Origin of the sequence: Streptomyces sp. AA1529 (assembly GCF_000280905.1) — a bacterium.
GTDB lineage: Bacteria > Actinomycetota > Actinomycetes > Streptomycetales > Streptomycetaceae > Streptomyces.
The window spans coordinates 26,340-45,585 of record NZ_ALAP01000020.1 but is presented as its reverse complement, the minus strand read 5'-3'; the positions used below and the strand labels follow the sequence as shown (position 1 = coordinate 45,585).

18 protein-coding genes and 1 riboswitch are annotated in these 19,246 nt (G+C 73.4%); of the genes, 10 read left to right on the top strand and 8 right to left on the bottom strand.

Features of this window, described 5'->3' with window-relative positions:
- The first annotated feature begins 47 nt into the window (after positions 1-47).
- Entirely contained in the window at positions 48-710 is a 663-nt protein-coding gene (locus A949_RS0106325) for a pentapeptide repeat-containing protein (protein ID WP_019355160.1), read from the top strand.
- A gap of 38 nt (positions 711-748) precedes the next feature.
- Here A949_RS0106325 and A949_RS0106320 read toward each other — a convergent pair whose 3' ends face one another.
- On the bottom strand, positions 749-1,249 hold the full coding sequence (locus A949_RS0106320) for a hypothetical protein (RefSeq protein ID WP_019355159.1): 501 nt from the start codon (positions 1,247-1,249) through the stop codon (positions 749-751).
- A 307-nt stretch (positions 1,250-1,556) separates the two neighbouring features.
- Entirely contained in the window at positions 1,557-2,132 is a 576-nt protein-coding gene (locus tag A949_RS0106315) for a TerD family protein (protein WP_019355158.1), read from the bottom strand.
- 276 nt (positions 2,133-2,408) lie between these two features.
- Between A949_RS0106315 and arfB the strand changes: the two genes are divergently transcribed.
- A complete protein-coding gene (gene arfB / locus A949_RS0106310) occupies positions 2,409-2,849 on the top strand; it encodes an alternative ribosome rescue aminoacyl-tRNA hydrolase ArfB (protein ID WP_026004387.1) in 441 nt (146 codons plus the stop codon).
- 29 nt (positions 2,850-2,878) lie between these two features.
- Here the strand turns inward: arfB and A949_RS0106305 are convergent, their stop codons facing one another.
- The gene (locus tag A949_RS0106305; protein WP_051019399.1) at positions 2,879-3,397 is read right to left on the bottom strand and encodes a flavin reductase family protein; all 519 of its coding nucleotides are present in this window, start codon (positions 3,395-3,397) and stop codon (positions 2,879-2,881) included.
- Between the two features lie 396 nt (positions 3,398-3,793).
- On the opposite strand from A949_RS0106305, the gene cdgB reads away from it, so the two are divergent.
- Together cdgB and A949_RS0106295 are read left to right on the top strand one after the other, a co-directional pair.
- Positions 3,794-5,593: a diguanylate cyclase CdgB gene (gene cdgB, locus A949_RS0106300; RefSeq protein ID WP_019355155.1), complete on the top strand. Its 1,800-nt coding sequence runs from the start codon at positions 3,794-3,796 to the stop codon at positions 5,591-5,593.
- Between the two features lie 128 nt (positions 5,594-5,721).
- Entirely contained in the window at positions 5,722-6,774 is a 1,053-nt protein-coding gene (locus tag A949_RS0106295) for a hypothetical protein (protein ID WP_019355154.1), read from the top strand.
- Positions 6,775-6,897: 123 nt separating this feature from the next.
- Here the strand turns inward: A949_RS0106295 and A949_RS0106290 are convergent, their stop codons facing one another.
- The 3 genes from A949_RS0106290 to A949_RS0106280 all read right to left on the bottom strand — a co-directional run bounded on the left by A949_RS0106290 (position 6,898) and on the right by A949_RS0106280 (position 10,237).
- Positions 6,898-7,902 (bottom strand): 1-phosphofructokinase family hexose kinase, encoded by a 1,005-nt coding sequence (locus tag A949_RS0106290; protein ID WP_019355153.1) that lies wholly within the window; start codon positions 7,900-7,902, stop codon positions 6,898-6,900.
- 197 nt (positions 7,903-8,099) lie between these two features.
- Positions 8,100-9,281 (bottom strand): N-acetylglucosamine-6-phosphate deacetylase, encoded by a 1,182-nt coding sequence (gene nagA, locus A949_RS0106285; protein ID WP_019355152.1) that lies wholly within the window; start codon positions 9,279-9,281, stop codon positions 8,100-8,102.
- Complete coding sequence (locus A949_RS0106280; protein WP_019355151.1) at positions 9,278-10,237, bottom strand: ROK family protein; 960 nt, start codon at positions 10,235-10,237, stop codon at positions 9,278-9,280. The genes nagA and A949_RS0106280 overlap by 4 nt, the downstream gene beginning before the upstream one ends.
- Before the next feature lie 400 nt (positions 10,238-10,637).
- Between A949_RS0106280 and A949_RS0106275 the strand changes: the two genes are divergently transcribed.
- The 3 genes from A949_RS0106275 (at position 10,638) to otsB (ending at position 13,395) form a co-directional block, all read left to right on the top strand.
- The gene (locus A949_RS0106275; protein WP_019355150.1) at positions 10,638-11,900 is read left to right on the top strand and encodes an extracellular solute-binding protein; all 1,263 of its coding nucleotides are present in this window, start codon (positions 10,638-10,640) and stop codon (positions 11,898-11,900) included.
- A 118-nt stretch (positions 11,901-12,018) separates the two neighbouring features.
- Positions 12,019-12,396: a DUF3263 domain-containing protein gene (locus A949_RS0106270; RefSeq protein ID WP_019355149.1), complete on the top strand. Its 378-nt coding sequence runs from the start codon at positions 12,019-12,021 to the stop codon at positions 12,394-12,396.
- 120 nt (positions 12,397-12,516) lie between these two features.
- Entirely contained in the window at positions 12,517-13,395 is an 879-nt protein-coding gene (gene otsB / locus A949_RS0106265; RefSeq protein WP_019355148.1) for a trehalose-phosphatase, read from the top strand.
- Positions 13,396-13,471: 76 nt separating this feature from the next.
- Here the strand turns inward: otsB and A949_RS0106260 are convergent, their stop codons facing one another.
- Together A949_RS0106260 and A949_RS0106255 are read right to left on the bottom strand one after the other, a co-directional pair.
- Positions 13,472-15,109 (bottom strand): alpha,alpha-trehalose-phosphate synthase (UDP-forming), encoded by a 1,638-nt coding sequence (locus tag A949_RS0106260; protein ID WP_078565350.1) that lies wholly within the window; start codon positions 15,107-15,109, stop codon positions 13,472-13,474.
- Positions 15,110-15,190: 81 nt separating this feature from the next.
- On the bottom strand, positions 15,191-16,192 hold the full coding sequence (locus A949_RS0106255) for a glucosyl-3-phosphoglycerate synthase (RefSeq protein WP_019355146.1): 1,002 nt from the start codon (positions 16,190-16,192) through the stop codon (positions 15,191-15,193).
- Between the two features lie 333 nt (positions 16,193-16,525).
- Positions 16,526-16,675, top strand: a riboswitch (SAM riboswitch).
- A 17-nt stretch (positions 16,676-16,692) separates the two neighbouring features.
- Here A949_RS0106255 and thrC point away from each other — a divergent pair.
- The 3 genes from thrC (at position 16,693) to A949_RS0106240 (ending at position 19,208) form a co-directional block, all read left to right on the top strand.
- Positions 16,693-18,006: a threonine synthase gene (gene thrC, locus A949_RS0106250; protein WP_019355145.1), complete on the top strand. Its 1,314-nt coding sequence runs from the start codon at positions 16,693-16,695 to the stop codon at positions 18,004-18,006.
- A 192-nt stretch (positions 18,007-18,198) separates the two neighbouring features.
- Positions 18,199-18,474, top strand: coding sequence for a MoaD/ThiS family protein (locus tag A949_RS0106245; protein ID WP_019355144.1), 276 nt, complete (start codon positions 18,199-18,201; stop codon positions 18,472-18,474).
- Positions 18,475-19,004: 530 nt separating this feature from the next.
- Positions 19,005-19,208: a cold-shock protein gene (locus A949_RS0106240; RefSeq protein ID WP_016472377.1), complete on the top strand. Its 204-nt coding sequence runs from the start codon at positions 19,005-19,007 to the stop codon at positions 19,206-19,208.
- Positions 19,209-19,246 lie beyond the last annotated feature (38 nt).

The window sequence follows — 19,246 nt, the reverse complement described above, 5'->3', positions numbered from 1 at the left end:
CCGCCGTCGGTGCTGCCGTTGTCAGTGGTCGGCCGCACCATGAAGGGATGGCGACATCGGCAGTACGGGCGGCGCGGCGCCCCCAGATCTCCCTTCCCGAGCTGCGGCCCTTCCAGGGGCGGGGGCTGGAGCCGGACGGGGACTACGACGGGGTGCGGTTCGCGGAACTGGACCTGAGCGGGGCCGAGGGCGGCGGCGCGACCTTCCTGGACGTGGGGATGTACCGGTGCGTGCTGGACGAGGCCCGGCTGGGACGGCTCCGGGTGATCGACTCGGTGCTGGAGGGAGTCCGCGGTGTCGGTACGGAGCTGGCGGGCGCCGAGTTCCGTGACGTGGAGCTGCGGGATGCGCGGCTGGGCGGTGTCCGGCTGCACGGGGCGCGGTTGAACCGGGTGCTGGTGTCCGGTGGGAAGATCGACTTCCTGAACCTCCGGCAGGCGTCGCTCACCGACGTGACGTTCGAGGGCTGCGTGCTGGACGAGCCGGACTTCGCGGGTGCCGCGCTGGAGCGGGTGACCTTCCGCGACTGCACGGTGCGCCGGGCAGAGCTGCGCGAGGTGCGGCTCAAGGACGTGGATCTGCGGGGAGCGACCGAACTGGACATCGCCTCGGGTGTGGAGCGGCTGGCCGGCGCCACCATCACCCCGGGGCAGCTGATGGAGCTGGCCCCCGCGTTCGCGGCGCGGATCGGAGTGCGGGTGGAGCCCTGAGGCCGCGGCGGCGAGGGCCCCGGCGCACGGGCACGGAGTCAGGACACCCGGGGGAAGCGTGAGGTCAGGACGTGTACGGCCGGGTTGGCGGCCAGGTCCTCGTGCAGGTCCGTGAGGTCCGCGACGAGGTCGTGCAGGAAGTCGCGGGCCTCCCGGCGCAGGGCGCTGTGCGAGAAGGAGAGCGGTTCCTCCCCGTCCGGCGACCAGTCCGCGGTGATCTCCACCCAGCCGAACCGGCGGGTGAAGCACAGCAGTTCCGCGGACTCGGTGAAGTCCAGGGTGGCGCGGTGCGGTCCCGGGGAGCGGCTTCCCAGCGGGTCGCGGTCCAGCTCCTCGGCGATGTCGCAGAGCGCCCAGGCGAAGTCGAGCACCGGCACCCACCCCCAGGCTGTGGACAGCTCGCGGTCGGAGTCGGTGTCGGCGAGGTAGATGTCGCCGCAGAACAGATCGTGCCGCAGGGTCCGCACGTCGGCGGTGCGGTAGTCCGTCTGGGGCGGGTCGGGGAAGCGGCGGGAGAGGGCATAGCCGATGTCGAGCACGGCGCGATGGTGTCACGCCCGCCGGATTCCCGCCGCCGCGCGGTTCCGGGCCGGGTGGTTCCGGGCCGCGCGGTTCCGGCCTGGCGGTTCCGGCGCCGGGACGTTTCCGGTCGTGCGCCGGGCGGCTCCTGCCCGGCCCGGGGCGTGCGGGCGTGCGGTGGCGCTCCCGTGCCCGGGAGCGCCACCGCCGGTGCCCGGCCGGTGTCCGGTCGGTCCCCGCCGTACGGGCCCGGGCTCCGGAGGGCCCGGGACCGGGCGGATGCCCGGTGCGCCGGGGTGCGGCGTGCCGGGCGGCGGGCCGCGGGTCTCAGACGTTGACGCCGAAGTCCTGGGCGATGCCGACGAGGCCGGAGGCGTAGCCCTGGCCGACCGCGCGGAACTTCCACTCCGCGCCGTTGCGGTACAGCTCGCCGAAGACCATGGCGGTCTCGGTGGCGGCGTCCTCGCTCAGGTCGTAGCGGGCGATCTCGGTGCCGCCGGTCTGGTTGACGATGCGGATGAAGGCGTTCCGCACCTGGCCGAAGTTCTGGCTGCGGCTCTCCGCGTCGTAGATCGAGACCGGGAAGACGATCTTGTCGATCTCGGCGGGCAGCGCGGCCAGGTTGACGTTGATCTGCTCGTCGTCGCCCTCGCCCTCACCGGTGACGTTGTCACCGGTGTGCACGATCGACTGGTCCGGCGTCGCCTTGTTGTTGAAGAAGATGAAGTGCTGGTCGGAGTAGACCTTGCCCTCGGCGGTCACCGCGATGGCGCTCGCGTCGAGGTCGAAGTCCGTACCGGTGGTGGTGCGCACGTCCCAGCCGAGGCCGACCGTGACGGCGGTCAGGCCCGGTGCCTCCTTGGTGAGCGAGACGTTGCCGCCCTTGGACAGGCTTACAGCCATGGGGTGCCCTTCTGTCGTGTCTGGCTCTGGTGGTGACTCCGAGGGAATCACCGGCGCCGGAACGGAACCTCACCGGGGTCCGCGGCCGTACGCCTCACACCCTGCACAACGCTGCCGGAGGACGCACGGGTTCCAGCTTTCCCGGGCCACTTTGCGTTCTTTACCTTCGCGGTGCCGCCCGCGCGGTCCGGGCGCGTCGTCCGGAGCGGTATCGCGGACCGGGTCCGGTGCGGGTGTCCGGAAAAGCGGATGACGGCCGCGCCCGGAGGCCGGACCATGGAGAGCATGTCCGGTCCCCACTTCATCCGCGGCGACGTCGCCCTGCCCGAGGCCGAGCTGACGTGGCGCTTCACCCGCTCGTCGGGGCCGGGCGGCCAGCATGTGAACACCAGCGACAGCCAGGCGGAGCTGCGCTTCGACCTGGCGCGCACCCAGGCGCTGCCCGAGGTGTGGAAGCGCCGTGCGCTGGAGCGGCTCGCGAACCGGCTGGTGGACGGTGCGGTGCTGGTCGTGCGGGCCAGTGAGCACCGTTCGCAGTGGCGCAACCGGGAGACGGCGGCCGTGCGGATGACGGCGCTGCTCGCGGAGGCCACGGCGCCCCCTCCGCCGCCGCGGCGCAAGAAGAAGACGCCCCGCGGGATCAACGAGCGCAGGCTGCGCCAGAAGAAGCAGCACAGCGATCTGAAGCGGGGCCGGGCGGGCCGCGGCTGGGACTGACGGCGGCCTCGGAGCCGCGGGCCCGCGGATCAGCGCAGGGACCGGTAGCGCCCGCTGTGGTAGAGCAGCGGCCCGCTCTCCCCGTGGGTGAGCCGTGTGGCCAGGACGCGCCCGATGACCAGGGTGTGGTCGCCCGCGGTGACCCGCTGCTCGGTGCGGCACTCGACGGCCGCCAGTGCGCCGTCGACCAGGGGTGCGCCGCTGACGGGGCCGCGGGTGTGGGGGAGCTCCTGGAAGAGGAGCCGGTCGCTGAGCCGCGCCTTCATTGCGAAGCGACCGGCGGTCTGGTGCTGGGCCTCGGTGAGCAGGGAGACGGCCCAGTGGTTCTGGCGGGAGAGCAGCTCGTCCATCCGGGAGTCCTCGCGCACGCTGACCAGCACCAGGGGCGGGTCGAGCGAGACGGACAGGAACGCGGTGGCGGTCATGCCGACGTCCTCACCGCGCACGCCCTCCTCGGGGTCGTGTGCGGTGACGAGCACCACCCCGGACGCGAGCCGGGCCATCGCCGCGCGGAACTCCTCGTCGCTCACCCCATCAGCATGGGGCATGGTGGGGCCGGGGGACACGGGGGTCGTTTGCTGCTGCACTGCGTGGGACACGTCGGCTACGCTAACGGGCGCTCTCCCGACCCCGCATCGGACTCGGGGACCAGGCGGGTACTAGGACCGGCCGAGGCCGTCCGGAGTATGCGGGGAATGTGCACGAGATGTACGCGACGTATACCGCTGTCCTGCGGGGGTACACGTTGCGCAATCAACTAATCGCTGACTGTTGTGACTTGAGTCACAGAGGGCATTAATTGTTGACCCTGTGTACCGAGTGAACAGCTCGCTGTGATTCAGTGGCGGTGGCAGCCGAAAGACAGCCGAAGCACTGAGCCAGTGAGGCCCGGAAGCGACGCCACGAGCACCTGGAGTTGACGAGCAAGGCTCAGGGGGAGGGCTATGGAAACCGAGTCGGAGCCCTACGTCCGCCTCGCCAGCCTGCGGCAGCTCCACCACGTCGTGGCGCAGCTCAACACGGCCCGCAGCCTCGCCGACACCCTGCAGACCGTCGCCAACGGGGTGGTCGAGGGCCTCGGCTTCGAGATAGCCGCCGTCCACCTGGTGCGGGCCGAGGGCGAACTGGTCGTGGCCGCCGTCGCCGGGAGCGCCGCGGCCGAGGCGATGATGGCGGGCCGCTCCGGGTCGCGCACCGCCTGGGAGCGGCGGCTGTCGCTGGGCCGGCAGTGGGGGGCGCTGCACTTCGTCCCGTACACCGAGGGCTGGGTCCTGGACGACGACGAGGTGCCGGAGTGGCACGCGCCGTCACCGGTGCGGGACACCCCGGACGCCTGGCACCCCATGGACCGGCTCTTCGCTCCGCTGTACGCCTCCGACGGCGAGCTGCTGGGGGTGCTGTCCGTCGACCGCCCGCGCAACGGCAGGCGCCCCGGTGCGTGGGGCTGCGAGGCGCTGCAGATGTACGCCTCCCAGGCCGCCATCGCCATCAGCAACGCGCGGCTGCGGTCCAACATGCAGCGCGCGCTGGTGCGGCTGGAGCGCGAGCAGCAGGCGTTGCGGGCCAGCGAGGAGAGCTTCCGGCAGGCGTTCGAGTACGCGCCCAGCGGGATGGCGGTCGCCGAGATGGGCGGGGACCAGCACGGGCGGCTGCTGCGGATCAACGACGCGCTGTGCCGGCTGCTGGGCCGCCCGGCGGCCGCGATGCGCCGGTACTCCTTCTCCGACCTGGTGCACCCCGAGGACATCCACACCCTGCTGCGCACCTCGGCCGAGGGCGGCCGGGCCGAGCTGCGGCTGGCCCGCCCGGACGGCAGCCACGTCTGGGTCTCGCTGCGCAACTCCGTGGTCGCCGACACCGCCGACGGGCCGCGCTACCTGCTCACCCACGTCGAGGACATCGAGGAGCGCAAGCGGCACGAGCTCCAGCTCGCGCACCGCGCCAGCCACGACCAGCTCACCGGGCTGCCGAACAGCGCCGAGCTGCGGGCGCGGCTGGGCAGCAGGCTGTGTGCGCGGCCGGACCGGCCGGCGGTCCAGTCCAGCTTCCTGCCCGGCGCCGGCCCCTCCGGGTACGCGGAGGGCGGGCCCGGCCGGCTGTACGGGCAGGGGGGTGGTTTCTGGGACCTGGAAGGTCTGGGAGGAATACCCGGCGCCGGGACGGAACCCGGTACCGGCCCGCACTCCGCGGGCAGTCGGCAGGCCCCCGCTCCGTACGCGACCGCCGTGGCACCCGGCGGTCCGCCGGGCTCCCCGGGCGCCGGCGGATTCGGCGGGTCCGCCGCGGACGGGGGAGCGGATCCGTACCATGTGCACGCGGTGCCGCCGAAGGGCGACGGGCCCGGTGAGAAGGGGCTCGCCGTCCTCTTCTGCGATCTGGACGGTTTCAAGTCCATCAACGACCGCTACGGCCACCACTGCGGGGACGGTGTGCTCATCGCCGTGGCCCGCCGCCTGGAGGCGGGGGTCCGGGACGACGACACGGTCGCCCGGCTGGGCGGCGACGAGTTCGTGGTGCTGGCCGACGGGCTGGGCCCGGCCGAGGCGCAGGACCTCGCGGTGCGGCTGCGGAACGCGATCATCCCGCCGATCCAGATTGACGGCCGGACGGTACGGGTAGGCGCCAGCTTCGGCATCGGCTGGGCAGGCTGCGGAATGACGGCCGAAGAAGTTCTGCAATCCGCTGACCAGCGCATGTATGTGGAGAAGCGGTCCCGGTCCAAGGGACAGCGCCGGGCGGGCTAGCGCAGCCCGGGACATCCGGTCGGCGATCGGTCGGCAATTCGGTCGGCGACCGACCGGCAACAGGGCCAAGAGGTTCACCCAGGAGAGGTAGGCTCGCCCGGATACCTGACGCAGTAGGGAGTGAGGGGATGACCGCCGAGAACAACGGCACGGGCGCTGCGCCGGAGGGGGGCGACGACGACCCGTTCGCGTATCTGTACCGGCAGGAGGGCGGCGCCCAGCAGCCCGCGTCCGGACAGCAGCCCGGCGTTCCCCGTCGCTCCTACAACCAGGTCCGTGCCGTCGGCGAGCGGCAGTACGGCTACGGCTATCCGCAGCAGGCGCAGCAGCCGCAGCAGCAGGGCTCCGGTTACGGCTACCCGCAGCAGGGCTCTGGCTACGGCTACCCGCAGCAGCAGTCCGGCTACGGCTATCCCCAGCAGCCCGGCTACGGCGCACAGCAGCCGGCGCCCCCGCAGCACCAGCCCAGCCCGCACTACGCCGCGCCCGAGACGATGCCCGGCGGACGGGCCGCAGCGCGGCAGCAGGGCGGCCCCGGCCGCGGCGGGCGCAACCGGACCGGTCTGCTGGTCGGGGCGATAGCGGTGGTGGCGGCCGTGGTGATCGGCATCGGCGCCGCCATCGTCTTCAACGACGACGGTGACGCGGACGAGCCGCAGGCCCGGGACACCGGCAGCGCGCAGCAGGACGACCAGGGCCAGGGCCAGGACGAGGGCGACAAGGAGAGGAAGGACCAGGAGCCCGCGTCGAAGAAGCTGCCGAAGGAGGACGCGGCCAGTCTCCGGCTGGGCGGCGGCGCCACGGCGGCCACCGACGTCTCGGGTGCGAAGGGCCAGGGCGGCGCGTACGTCGGCGGGATGAACCAGCCCGGGTCCTCGGCGACCTGGGCGCTGAAGGACATCCCCGAGGGCGGCAAGTACACCCTGCACGTCCGCTACGGCGTGCCCGGCAAGGACGCGGACGCCACCCTCACCGTCAACGGCAAGCCGGAGAGCCGGCCGCTGCGGATGAAGAACTTCTCCGGCGCCAAGGAAGGCGACTGGGAGCACGGCTGGCAGAACACCTGGTCGAACATCCAGCTCCAGAAGGGCCAGAACTCGGTCAAGATCTCCTGCGAGGACGGCAACAAGTGCGAGGTCAACCTCGACCAGGTCTGGCTGACCAAGGGCTGGAAGGGCTGACGCACCGGGTGCGGGCCGGCGGCTGACGCTCCCGGGCCGCACCGTCGGCCGCCGCCAGGCGCGTACCGCTCCGGCGCCGCACGCGGGCGGGACGGCCGGGCGTCCGCGGGGGCGGGCCGTCCGTCAGGGGGTCTCCGCGCCGCGGACCCGGACCGAGGGCAGCATCCGGGCGTAGGTCTGCTCGTCGAACTCGCCCGCCACCGGAGCGCGCACCGTCGCCGCCGACAGGGCGACCGCCCGGGCCAGCCGCTCCGGCCAGGGCAGGTCCTCGGCCAGCCCGGAGAGCAGACCGGCGACCGCCGAGTCCCCGGCGCCGGTCGGGTTGCCCGCCAGCCGTTCCGGGACGGCGGCGCTCCAGGCGCCGTCCCGGGTGACCAGCAGCATCCCGTCGGCCCCCAGCGAGGCCGCGACCGCGCGGGCGCCGCGGCGCTGGGCGGCGCGCGCGGCGCGCAGCGGTTCGGCGGTGCCGGTGATCCCGGCGAGTTCGTCCGCGTTGGGTTTGACGAGGTCGGGGCGGGCGGCCAGGCCGCGGCGCAGCGGTTCCCCGCTGGTGTCCAGCAGGACCGGGATCCGGGCCGTGCGCGCCTCGCGCACGAGGGTCGCGTAGGCGCCGACGGGGACGCCCGGGGGCAGGCTGCCGCACAGGGCCACGGCCTCGACGCCCTGTTCCAGCAGGCGGCGGTAGGCGGCCAGGAAGCCCTCCCACTCCTCCGGCGAGATGTGCGGTCCGGGCTCGTTGAGCTGGGTGGTGTCGCCGGAGCTCTCGTCGACGACGCCGACGGTGCGCCGGGTGGCCCCGGCGACCTCGACCAGCGCGTCGGTGACGGCGGCGCTTCCCCCGGCGCTTCCCCCGCCGCTTCCGGCGGCTGCGGGGCCGTGGTCGCCTCCGCCGCTTCCGGGGTCGCCGTCCGCGGCGAGCAGGGTCCGCAGCGTGCGGCCCGTCTCACCGCCGACGAAGCCGGTGACGGTCGTCCGGAAGCCGAGCGCCCCGAGCACCCGGGCGACGTTCAGCCCCTTGCCGCCGGGGCGCTCGGTCACCTGCCGCACCCGGTGCGAGGCGTGCGGCACGAGGTGGGGCACTCGGTAGGTGAGGTCGAGCGCGGCATTGAGCGTGACGGTCAGGATCATCCGCGCGCACCACCCTCACCCGTCCTACGACGATTCATGACATACAACCCAGGGCAGACGACACTTCCGCCGGGCGCGGCACGCGCGGGCCCTGCGCGGCCCGCGGCCTGCCGCGACCGCGCGAGCGATCATGCCTCACCCAGCCTATGGGCGGGAGATGCCCCCGGGAACCCGCGCGGGGTGACGCGCGGTTCGGCTCAACGGGGCGGGCGGACGATCCAGGTGCCCTGGCGCATGACTCCGGTGAGGGTGAACTCCTCGTCCAGCACCACCAGGTCGGCCAGCTTCCCGGGCTCCAGCGAGCCCGTCCGGTCGGCGACCCCCAGCAGCCGCGCCGGGTTGGCCGACAGCGCCTGGACGGCGTCGGCGACCGGCAGCCGGTCGACGGTGACCGCGCGCTTGAACGCCTGATCGAGCGTCAGGGTGGAACCGGCGATGGAGTCGCCCTCCACCAGCCGGGCCACGCCGTCGCGCACCACGACCTCCAGACCGCCGAGCGGGTAGCGTCCGTCGCCCATGCCCGCCGCGCCCATCGCGTCGGTGATGAAGGCGACCCGGCCCGGACCCGCGGCCTCGAACGCCAGCCCCAGCACGGCGGGGTGCAGATGGGTGCCGTCGTTGATCAGTTCGACCGTGACGCGGTCGTCCTCCAGCAGCGCGGCGATCGGCCCCGGCTGCCGGTGGCCCAGCGGAGGCATGGCGTTGAACAGGTGGGTGGCGACGGTGGCGCCGGCGTCGACGGCTTCCCGGGTGCCCTCGTAGTCGCCGTCGGTGTGGCCGATCGCGGCGATCACGCCGCTGTCGGCGAGCAGCCGCACCGAGTCCAGTCCGCCGGGGCGTTCGGGGGCGAGCGTCATCATCACGGCCCGGCCGCGTGCCGCGTCCAGGAGCTTGCGCACGTCGCCGGGGTCGGGGTCGCGCAGCAGGGACTCGTCGTGCGCGCCGCGCCGGTTGCAGGAGATGAAGGGGCCCTCGAAGTGGACGCCGGCCAGGTCGCCCTGTTCGGCGAGTTCGCTCAGCGAGGCCGCCTGCCGGCACAGGTCGTCCAGGTCCCCGGTGACCGTGGAGGCCGCCATGGTGGTGGTGCCGTGCGCGCGGTGGGTCCGGATGGCGGTCAGCGACTCCTCCTGGCTGCCCGCCGAGAAGGAGGCGCCGCCGCCGCCGTGCACATGGAGGTCGACGAAGCCGGGCACGATCCAGTGCCCGCCCAGGTCGAGGGTCTCCGCGGCCGGTGCGGGCGTGCCCGGCGCGTCCGCACCGGCGGGCCCTCCGGGACCGATGCCGGCGAGGGTGCGGCCCTCGACCACCACGCTGCCGTTCTCGCGTACCCCTTCGGGTACCACCACCCGGGCACCGGTCAGCACCGTTCGCTTGCTCATCGGCTCGCAACCTCCGCGGAGAGTAGGTCCCAGGCGAGGAGACCCGCGCCCAGGCAGCCCGCGGCGTCTCCGAGGGCCGCGGGCACAATGGTCGGGAGTGGCTGGAATGTGACCTTCTCGCGCACCGCCTCCCGGAGCGGAACGAAGAGGGTGTCGCCCGCCTCGGCGAGGCCGCCGCCGATGATCAGTGTGCGGGGGTCGAGCAGCGTGAGTCCCGTGACCAGGCCGGTGGCCAGCGCATCGACGGCGTCGGCCCACACCTGTCGGGCGCGCGGGTCGCCCGCGGCCACGGCCGCGGCGGCGTCGGCGGCCGTCGCCTCCGGGTCGCCGCAGGCCGCCGCCCAGGCCGCGCCGACCGCGGACGCCGAGGCGAGGCGTTCCAGGCAGCCGCGCTGGCCGCAGCCGCAGGGCGGGCCGTCGGGCCGTACGACGATGTGGCCGATCTCGCCCGCACTGCCGTGTGCCCCGGGTTCGACCCGGTCCCCGATGCCGATGGCGCCCGCGATGCCGGTTCCCAGCGGGACGAAGAGGTAGCGGTCCACCCCGTCCCCGGCGCCGATGCGGCCCTCCGCGAGCCCGCCGGTGCGCACGTCGTGGCCGAGTGCGACCGGCAGCGGCGGCAGCCGGGTGTCCCGTCCCCGGCCGAGCCGTTCGCTCAGCAGCGCGCGCATCGGCACGTCGCGCCAGCCGAGGTTCGCGGAGAAGACGGCGATGCCGTGCTCCTCGTCGATGGTGCCGGGGACGGCGACGCCGGCGGCGGAGGGTTCGGTGCCGTACTGCCGTACGCCCTCGGCGCGCAGTTCGGCGGCGAAGTCGAGGATCCCCGCCACCACCGCTTCGGGGCCGCGGTCCCGGCCGGTGGCCCGACGCGCCTCGTGCAGCAGTTCGTTGCCGGTGCCGATGAGGGCGGCCTTCATCCCGGTGCCGCCGACGTCGAGAGCGATGACGTACTGCACGGGGGGCGCTTCCCGGGTCTGCGTCCGGGAGGCGTCGGCTGCCGCGGACGCACGGGGGGCCTTGTCACGGGTACTCACGCAGGACAGTGTCCCGTGTGAGGAGTGTAAAGGTCTAGTCCACTCCGGGGGCTTCTTCCCGTTGCCGGGCGTTCCGTGCGGCACGGCGAGCGGTTCGTCCGCATCCGGACTTCTTTCGTGATCCGAATGGAAGCCAACCTGATTCCGTACTGGTATCCGGTTTCGGTGGACGCTCGGGCCTTCATGGAGGGAGACTCCGGGCGGACGGGCCGGGGCTGGTGGTGCCAGGGGGAGCTGAGGCACGCACGGGGCTCGCAGTATGTTCTGAGGGTTCGCAGGGCTGAGGGGTATGGAGAAGATGGAACGGCGTCGATTCCTGGGTATGGCCGCGACAGGTGTGGCCGGGGCGGCCGGTATGACCGCACTGTCCGGCTGCGGCGGCGGCCCCGGATCGGGCGAGGTGACGCTGAAGCTCGTCGCCGCCGACTACGGCAACCCCGGCGCCGAGAACAGCTCCAAGATCTACTGGCAGAAGCTCGCCGAGGCCTTCACCAAGAAGAACCCCGACATCAAAGTCGATGTCACCGTGCACAGTTGGAACGACATCGGCAAGAAGCTCACCGAAATGGTCGACAAGGGCGACCCGCCGGACATCGCCCAGGTCGACTCGTACGCCGACTGGGCCGACGAGGGAAAGCTCTACAAGGTCAGCGAACTGCTCCCGATCCCCGCGCAGGCCGAGTTCCTCGTCTCCCTCGCCGAGGCCGGTGAGGTGCGCCGCGTCCAGTACGGACTGCCGTTCGTCGCCAGCACCCGGGTGCTCTTCTACAACAAGGACCTCTTCGAGAAGGCCGGACTCGACCCCGACAAGCCGCCGGAGAGCTGGCAGGAGCTCAAGTCGGCGGCCCGCGCCCTGAAGTCCGCCGGGGTGCGGATCCCCTACGGGCTGCCGCTCGGCCCCGAGGAGGCGCAGGGCGAGTCCCTGATGTGGATGCTCGGCAACGGCGGCGCCTACGTCGACAGCGTGGGCAACTACACCATCAACTCCCCCGAGAACATCGAGACGTTCCAGTGGCTGCGCGACAACCTCGTCACGCCCGGCTACACCGAACCCAGCCCCCAGCGCACCGACCGGCAGAAGCTGTTCGACGCGTTCACCGAAGGCGACGTCGGCATCCTCAACGGGCACCCCACCCTGATGCAGCAGGCCGACAAGAAGGACATCTCCTACGGCACCGGCAAGCTGCCCGGCAGCAAGGGCCCCGCCGAGGGCACCCTCGGCGTCGCCGACTGGATGATGGCGTTCAAGAAGCACGGCCACCGCGAGGCATGCGGCAAGTTCCTCGCCTTCGTCTTCGAGACGAAGAACCACTACTCCTTCGTCTCCCAGTACGGACTGCTGCCCGTCACCACCAGCGCCTCCGAGAAGATGCGCAAGGACAAGGAGCAGAAGAAGCTCTGGCCCTTCCTCGACCAGCTCGCCGGCGCCGAGTTCTACCCGGTGGGCAAGGTCTCCTGGGCGAGTACCAACGCGACCATCAAGAAGTCCATCGGCCAGGCCGCCGTCAAGGGCGGCGACCCGAAGGCCGTGCTCACCGAACTCCAGCGCAAGGCGGAAGCCGAGGAGGAGGCGAAGCCCTCCTGACGCCGGGCGTGGCTGCGGGCGCCCGGGCGCCGCTCGCTCGGCGCCGGGCGGCCCCTGCCGGCGCCGGGCGCCCCTCCCGCGCGGCCGCGGCGGCTGCTCCGGCACGTACGGTGGAAGCGTGAGCGGTACGGAGGACGAGCGGGACAGCGGCGGCGCGGACGGCGGGACGGACGAACCCGGTACGGCGGACCGGCCTGCCGGCGCTGCCGCGGACGCGGCTGCGGACGCCGTCGGGGAGGCTCCCGGCGGCGCGGCGGACCCGGCAGCGGGCGACCTCTCCGCGGAGGACCGCGCGGTGCTCGCCTTCGCGGCCCGCGGCCGGCCCTCCTCCGGCGAGAAGGAGCGCGCCGTGCGGGAGCAGTTGGGGATGTCGCCCGTGCGCTACTACCAGTACCTCAACGCGCTGCTCGACGACCCCCGCGCGGCCCGGCACGCTCCGGTGACGGTCAACCGCCTGCGGCGCCTCCGGCAGGCCGCCCGGGACCGCACCCACTAGACCCGGCCCCGGACCCCGGCGGACCCCTGGTCCCGGGGCCCGCGCCTCCCGGCGGACCGGCATCCCGGCATCCCGGCGGACCGGCGGGTCCGGCACCCGCCCGCTCGCTAGGGTGCGAACATGTCGCTTCCGCCGCTCTCCGCGCATCCCCCGCTGCCCGAACCCGAGACGGAGGCGGGGCGCGCCGGGCTCGCCGCCGTCCGCGCCGACCCCGCGCGCACCGCGCTCGCGCTCGACTTCGACGGCACCCTCGCGCCCATCGTCGGCGATCCGCGGGACGCCCGGGCGCACCCCGAGGCGGTCCCCGTGCTGGCGCGGCTCGCCCCGCGACTGGCCGGCGTCGCCGTGATCACCGGCCGCCCGGCGGCGGAAGCCGTACGGTACGGCGGCCTGGAAGGCGCCGCCGGACTGGAGGGGCTCACCGTCCTGGGCGGCTACGGGGCCGAACGGTGGGACGCGGCGGACCCGGTCGTCCGCGCCCCCGAACCACCCGCCGGAGTGGCCGCGGTACGGGCCGAACTCCCCGGGCTGCTGCGGGCGTCCGAAGCACCGGAGGGCACCTGGACGGAGGACAAGGGCCGGGCACTCGCCGTGCACACCCGGCGCGCCGCCTCGCCCGACGCGGCTCTCGACCGGCTGCGGGAGCCGCTGTACGCGCTGGCCGAACGGCACGGACTCGTGGTGGAGCCGGGCCGCATGGTGCTCGAACTCCGGCCGCCGGGAGCCGACAAGGGTGCGGCACTCACCGGCTTCGTCCGCGAGCGCTCCGCCACCGCCGTCGTCTACGCCGGTGACGACCGCGGCGACCTGCCCGCCTACGCCGCTGTCACGGCCCTGCGCGCCGAGGGCGTACCGGGACTGCTGCTCTACAGCGCGCCCGAGGCGGCGGCCGAGGCGGTTCCCGAACTCCGCGACGGAGCGGACGTCCGGGTCCCGGGCCCGGCCGGACTGGTGGCCTGGCTGCGGGCGTTGGCGGACGGAATCCAGCCGCCGCACTGACCCGCGGACGCCGCCCGGCCGGCACCGTCCGGCCGGCACCGCGCGGGCCCGGGTGAGCCGGCCGCGCGGGGCTGGGTCAGCCGGGCAGTGCCTCCAACTGGTCGAGGAACCAGCGGGCCGGCGGCCGGGAGGTGGCCGTCGCGGCCAGTCGGCGGGTCCGCTCCGCGCGGTCGGCCGGGTCCGCCCCCAGCGCGGTGCGCAGGGCGGCCGCCGTCTCCCGCACGTCGAACGGGTTCACGGACAGCACGTCGGACGCCAGCTCCGCATGGGCGCCCGCCTCCCGGGAGAGCACCAGCGAGCAGCCCGCGTCCGAGACCACGGGGACCTCCTTGGCCACCAGGTTCATGCCGTCCCGTACCGGGTTCACCAGCGCGACGTCCGCCATCCGGTAGGCCGCCAGCGACCTCGCGAAGTCGTCCTTCACATGCAGCACCACCGGCGTCCAGCCGCCGGTGCCGAACTCCCGGTTGATCTCCTCGGCGACCCGGCCCACCTCGGCCGTGTAGTCCCGGTAGACGGCGAGGTCCTGCCGCGACGGGTAGGCGAACGCCAGGTGGACGACGCGCTCGCGCCACTCGGGGTGGTCGGCCAGCAGCCGCCGGTAGGCGTACAGGCCCCGGACGATGTTCTTGGACAGCTCGGTGCGGTCCACCCGGACCAGGACCCGGCGCGGGCTCCCCTCGGGGTCCGTGCCCACCTGGTCGCGCAACTGCGCCAGCCGGTCCGCGACGTCGCTCCGGTGCGCCCGCTCGCGCAGGAAGTCGCCGTCCGCACCCAGCGGATGCACCCCGATACGCGTCGTACGGCCCTCGAAGGTCACCGTCAGCGAGAAGTCCTCCGGCGCGGAGTCATCCGCCGAGGTGCCCGGCGGCGCGGAGTCCCGGCCCGGGGCGTCCGCCCCCGGGAAGCCGCCGCCCGCCACCGTGGCACCCAGCACCCGCGCACAGCACTCGGCGAACAGCCGGGCCCAGCGCGCGGTCAGGAACGCGGTGCGGTCGGCGCCGAGCATGCCGCGCAGCACCTGCGCGGCGACGTCGTCCGGGAGCAGCCGGAAGTAGTCGGCGGGCGCCCACGGCGTGTGCGAGAAGTGGCCGATCCGCAGGTCGGGGCGGCGTGCGCGGAGCATGCCGGGCACCAGCGCGAGGTGGTAGTCCTGCACCAGGACGGCGGCACCGTCGTCGGCCTCCTGCGCCAGCGCGTCCGCGAAAGCGGCGTTGTACGCCTCGTACCCGGCCCACTGGCCGCTGAAGTCCTCGTCGAAGACCGGCTCCAGCGGTGTGTGGTACAGCATGTGATGGGTGAACCACAGTACGGAGTTGGCGATGCCGTGGTAGGCCGCCTCGAAGGTGCCGGCCGGGATGTCCAGCATCCGCACCGGCTGCCCCCCGGTGTCCCCGGTGTCCAGCCGTCCCCGCGCCGACCGGGCAGCCTCGCGGTCCCCGTCGCCGAGCGCGGCGCACACCCACAGCGCGTCCGCCTCCGGGCCGATGGCCGACAGCCCGGAGACCAGCCCGCCGCCGCCGCGCCTGGCGGAGAGCGTGCCGTCCTCGGCGCGCGTGTAGGACACCGGGCCGCGGTTGGACGCCACCAGCACCCGGGCCGGGCCTCCCCCCGCCTCCCGCACTCCGGGCGCTTCCCCCGCTCCCTGGGGTGCTGCTCCCTGCGGTGCTGCTCCCTGCGGTGCTGCTCCGGGCGGTGTTCCTCCAGCGACCATGCCGCTGAGCCTAGCCACCCCCGAAACCGCTCAAACGTGCCCGTCGGCCCCCGAACACGGACAGGGGTACCTCCGGGCCGCTCAGGCCGCCATCCGCTGCCCGTACTCGGGCACGGTGCACATCGGCGGGCGCTCCTCCACATCCACCAGGTGGCCGCGGGGGACGAAGCACCCCGACGCGTCCCGCTCGAACTGGGTCAGCGCCGTGCCGCCCGACAGCGCCTCGGTCCCGCCGCGCGCGCCGTCCACCGTCGCCGGGCCCCGCGCGATGCGGCGCTCGGCCGCCGCGTGGATGGCGGTCGCCATCCGGCCGAGCGCCTGCCCGTCCTGGTTGCGGTGCCGCCGGACCCCCACGTCGACCTGGGCCAGTGCGTCCAGCCCCACCAGCTCCAGCGTGTCGACCAGCAGCGCCAGCTCCACCCCGTAGCCCACCGGGAACGGCAGCCGCTCCAGCAGCGAACGGCGGGCCGCGTACTCGCCGCCGAGCGGCTGGACGAGACCGGCCAGCCGGGGCCAGTGCAGATTCAGCAGCGGACGCGCCACCAGCTCGGTCACCCGCCCGCCACCCGCCGGGCTGTCCCGCAGCGGGCGGTCGTACATCGCCTTGACCAGGTGCACGTCCGGTTCGGTCAGCAGCGGCCCGACGATGCCGGTGACGAAGTCCGGCGAGAACTCGCGCAGATCGGCGTCGACGAAGCAGACGATGTCGCCGCTGGTCGCCAGCAGGGAACGCCACAGCACCTCGCCCTTGCCGGGGCGGGGCGGCAGCCTGGGCAGCACCTCGTCCCGGTGGACCACCTCGGCCCCGGCGGCCGCGGCGACCTCGGCGGTCCGGTCGGTGGAGCCGGAGTTCATCACGATCAGTTCGTCCACCAGCGCGGTCCCGGTGCCGGGGTGCGGTGTGGCCAGCTCGCGGCGGATCACCGAGACGATGTCGCCGACGGTGGCCTCCTCGTCGAGCGCGGGCAGCACCACGCTGACGGTGGTGCCGGTGCGGCGCTTGACCGCCAGCAGGTCCTCCAGCGGCCGGTCCGCGACGCGCCAGGAACGGCGCCGCAGCCAGCGGCCCACTTCGTCGAGCACGTGCGCGCCTTCCTGTGGTCGGTCCGGTCGGTCGGATCCGTGGTCGGTCCGGTCGGCTCCGGGTCGGGCTGGTCGGGTGGTCGGGTGGTCGGGCGGTCGGCCGGCCGGTCCGGTCGGGCGGGTCCGGGCGGGTGCCGAGGAGCGCCCGGAGGTGCCGTTGCCGCCCCGGACCGGGGACGACGAGCGGTGGAAGATCCATCTCGCGGTTCGGACGTCCCCCTCAAGCGTGACCGCCGTCGGTTACAGTCTTGAACAGCGCAGGTGACCTCCGCATCTCGGGGGCGCCGCGACACAAACGCCCGGGCGGCTCTCGGCCGCCCGTAGCCATAGTGCAGCTCATCCAGAGGGGCAGAGGGAACGGCCCGTTGAAGCCCCGGCAACCATCCCGCGATCCGCGCGTACGCGGACTCAAAGGCGAGACCGCCTCGTGGGGACGGTGCCAATTCCGGCCCGTGACGAGATACGCCACGGGGAAGATGAGGAGAAAGGGCCTCGCCTCCATGGCTGTGCAGACAGTTGCAGCGAACAGCACCACCTCCACCGGCACCGCCGGAAGCCCCCCTTACGACCTCGGCGCCGCAGTGGCCCTCTCCTGCCGGGAGTGCGGCACCCGCACCGAGCTGGGCCCCAGCTTCGTGTGCCTGGAGTGTTTCGGCCCGCTGGAAGTGGCCTACGAGCTGCCCTCCGGCGATCCGGAGGAGCTGCGGCGGCGCATCGCCGCCGGGCCCGCCTCGATGTGGCGCTACGCGCCGCTGCTGCCGGTGCCGGCCGACGTCGCCGGGAAGCCGAACCTGAACCCCGGTCTCACCCAGCTGGTGAAGGCCGACCGGCTCGCCGCCGAACTGGGCGTGACCGGCGGCCTCTACGTCAAGGACGACTCCGGGAACCCGACCCACTCCTTCAAGGACCGCCCGGTCGCCATCGCCCTGGAGGCGGCGCGCGCCTTCGGGTTCAGCACCCTCTCCTGCTCCTCCACCGGCAACCTGGCCGGCGCGGTGGGTGCCGCCGCCGCCCGGGCCGGACTGCGCTCGTGCGTGTTCATCCCGGACGGGCTGGAGCAGTCCAAGGTGGTGATGGCCGCGATCTACGGGGGCGAACTCGTCGCGATCGACGGCACCTACGACGACGTGAACCGCTTCTGCTCCGAGCTCATCGGCGACCCGCTGGGCGAGGGGTGGGGCTTCACCAACGTCAACCTGCGGCCGTTCTACGCCGAGGGATCGAAGTCGCTGGCGTACGAGATCTGCGAGCAGCTCGGCTGGCGGCTGCCCGACCAGCTCGTCATCCCCGTCGCCTCCGGCTGCCAGCTCGTGAAGATCGACAAGGGGCTGCGGGAGCTGATCCGGCTCGGGCTCGTCGAGGACAAGCCGTACCGCATCTACGCCGCGCAGGCCGAGGGCTGCTCGCCGGTGTCCCGTGCGTACAAGGACGGCACCGGTGCCGTCCGGCCGGTCAAGCAGCCGGACACCATCGCCAAGTCCCTGGCCATCGGGGACCCGGCGGACGGGCCGTACGTGGTCGACATCTGCACGCGCACGGGCGGCGCCGTCGACGACGTGGACGACGCCGAGATCGTGGAGTCGATCGCGCTGCTCGCCCGGACCGAAGGGGTGTTCGCGGAGACGGCCGGCGGCGTCACGCTGGGCGTGACCCGCAAGCTGATCGAGTCCGGTGCCATCGACCCGACGCTCACGACGGTCGTCCTGAACACCGGCGACGGACTCAAGACCCTCGATGCCGTGGCCGCCACGGCGCGGCCCACCGCCGTGATCCGCCCCAACCTGGCCGCCTTCCGCGAGGCCGGTCTGGCCTGACGGCCCGACCGGGGGTCTTCCGGGGCACCGTGCCCCGGAAGCCACCGCGGTGTCTCGGAGGGCCGCGGGCCCCGCAGGCCCGCAGCGCCTCGAACGGCTGAAATCCGCCCCCCGGTGTTTGCCCGGTGTTCCGCATCGGGAGTGCCGAGCGGGCCCCTGGGACGCGTCCCCCGATACGTGAGGAAGATCGACATGAGCGTCAACGTCCGGATCCCCACCATCCTCCGCACCTACACGGGCGGCCAGGCCGAGGTCAGCGCCGAGGGCGGGACTCTCGCCGAGGTGCTGGCGGACCTGGAGAAGAACCACACGGGCATCTCCGCCCGCGTCCTGGACGACGCCGGGAAGCTGCGCCGCTTCGTCAACGTCTACGTCAACGACGACGACGTCCGCTTCGAACAGGGTCTGCAGACCCCCACCCCGGACGGCACCGGTGTCTCCATCATCCCGGCGGTCGCCGGCGGCTGACCGGTCGCCCGCGCGCCCGGTTCGGACCGGTCGGTACCCGGCCGGACCACCGCCGGTCCGCGCGGTCCCGGGCCACCGCTCGCCGGCAGGGCTCACCTCGTGGAATCGCCCCCTCCGAAGAGAAACGGAGGGGGCGATTCCGTGTTCCGGGAGGCGGTAGAGTGACGGGAGTTCCCCCCACCCGGCACCCGCCGACCGCCGCGCAAGTCCGCGGCGGGCACGGCCGAGGACGGGACAGCGCCGCGACGACAACGGGACAAGTTACGGTCGAAAACCGGACGGTAATTGTCGCGAAGACTCCAAATGTCTGGCCCGACTTGCCCTGCTTCAGGCCCAGTTGAGGCTTATTTCCGATCAGCCGTGCCCAGAATTCTCGTCCGATTGACCTGTTGCACAGGGCGTCCGTGCAGATACATTCAGCGGCGGTCGACGCGTTCCGGCGCACGCCCCCGCTTGCTCATGGGGGTGAGGTCTGACCCGGGTTCGCGAAGTGCGGGCTCGCGCAAGGGCCAGTAATAGGGGAGTTAGGAATGGCTCAGGGCACCGTCAAGTGGTTCAACGCGGAGAAGGGGTACGGCTTCATCGCGGTCGACGGTGGTGCGGACGTGTTCGTCCACTACAGCGCGATCCAGATGGACGGTTACCGCACTCTCGACGAAGGGCAGCGGGTCGAGTTCGAGATTTCGCAGGGTCAGAAGGGGCCGCAGGCGGACATGGTCCGCGTGACCGGCTGAGTGTCGCCGGACTGCGCAGAGCTGCAGACACAGCGGAG

Excerpts from the sequence above, each read along its gene's own strand:
- A949_RS0106305 (WP_051019399.1), bottom strand. The coding sequence starts at position 3,397 with ATGCCCCATGCTGATGGGGTGAGCGACGAGGAGTTCCGCGCGGCGATG.
- cdgB (WP_019355155.1), top strand. The coding sequence starts at position 3,794 with ATGGAAACCGAGTCGGAGCCCTACGTCCGCCTCGCCAGCCTGCGGCAG.
- A949_RS0106325 (WP_019355160.1), top strand. The coding sequence starts at position 48 with ATGGCGACATCGGCAGTACGGGCGGCGCGGCGCCCCCAGATCTCCCTT.
- A949_RS0106240 (WP_016472377.1), top strand. The coding sequence starts at position 19,005 with ATGGCTCAGGGCACCGTCAAGTGGTTCAACGCGGAGAAGGGGTACGGC.
- A949_RS0106315 (WP_019355158.1), bottom strand. The coding sequence starts at position 2,132 with ATGGCTGTAAGCCTGTCCAAGGGCGGCAACGTCTCGCTCACCAAGGAG.
- A949_RS0106295 (WP_019355154.1), top strand. The coding sequence starts at position 5,722 with ATGACCGCCGAGAACAACGGCACGGGCGCTGCGCCGGAGGGGGGCGAC.
- A949_RS0106260 (WP_078565350.1), bottom strand. The coding sequence starts at position 15,109 with ATGGTCGCTGGAGGAACACCGCCCGGAGCAGCACCGCAGGGAGCAGCA.
- thrC (WP_019355145.1), top strand. The coding sequence starts at position 16,693 with ATGGCTGTGCAGACAGTTGCAGCGAACAGCACCACCTCCACCGGCACC.
- A949_RS0106245 (WP_019355144.1), top strand. The coding sequence starts at position 18,199 with ATGAGCGTCAACGTCCGGATCCCCACCATCCTCCGCACCTACACGGGC.
- nagA (WP_019355152.1), bottom strand. The coding sequence starts at position 9,281 with ATGAGCAAGCGAACGGTGCTGACCGGTGCCCGGGTGGTGGTACCCGAA.
- A949_RS0106275 (WP_019355150.1), top strand. The coding sequence starts at position 10,638 with ATGGCCGCGACAGGTGTGGCCGGGGCGGCCGGTATGACCGCACTGTCC.
- arfB (WP_026004387.1), top strand. The coding sequence starts at position 2,409 with ATGGAGAGCATGTCCGGTCCCCACTTCATCCGCGGCGACGTCGCCCTG.
- A949_RS0106290 (WP_019355153.1), bottom strand. The coding sequence starts at position 7,902 with ATGATCCTGACCGTCACGCTCAATGCCGCGCTCGACCTCACCTACCGA.
- otsB (WP_019355148.1), top strand. The coding sequence starts at position 12,517 with ATGTCGCTTCCGCCGCTCTCCGCGCATCCCCCGCTGCCCGAACCCGAG.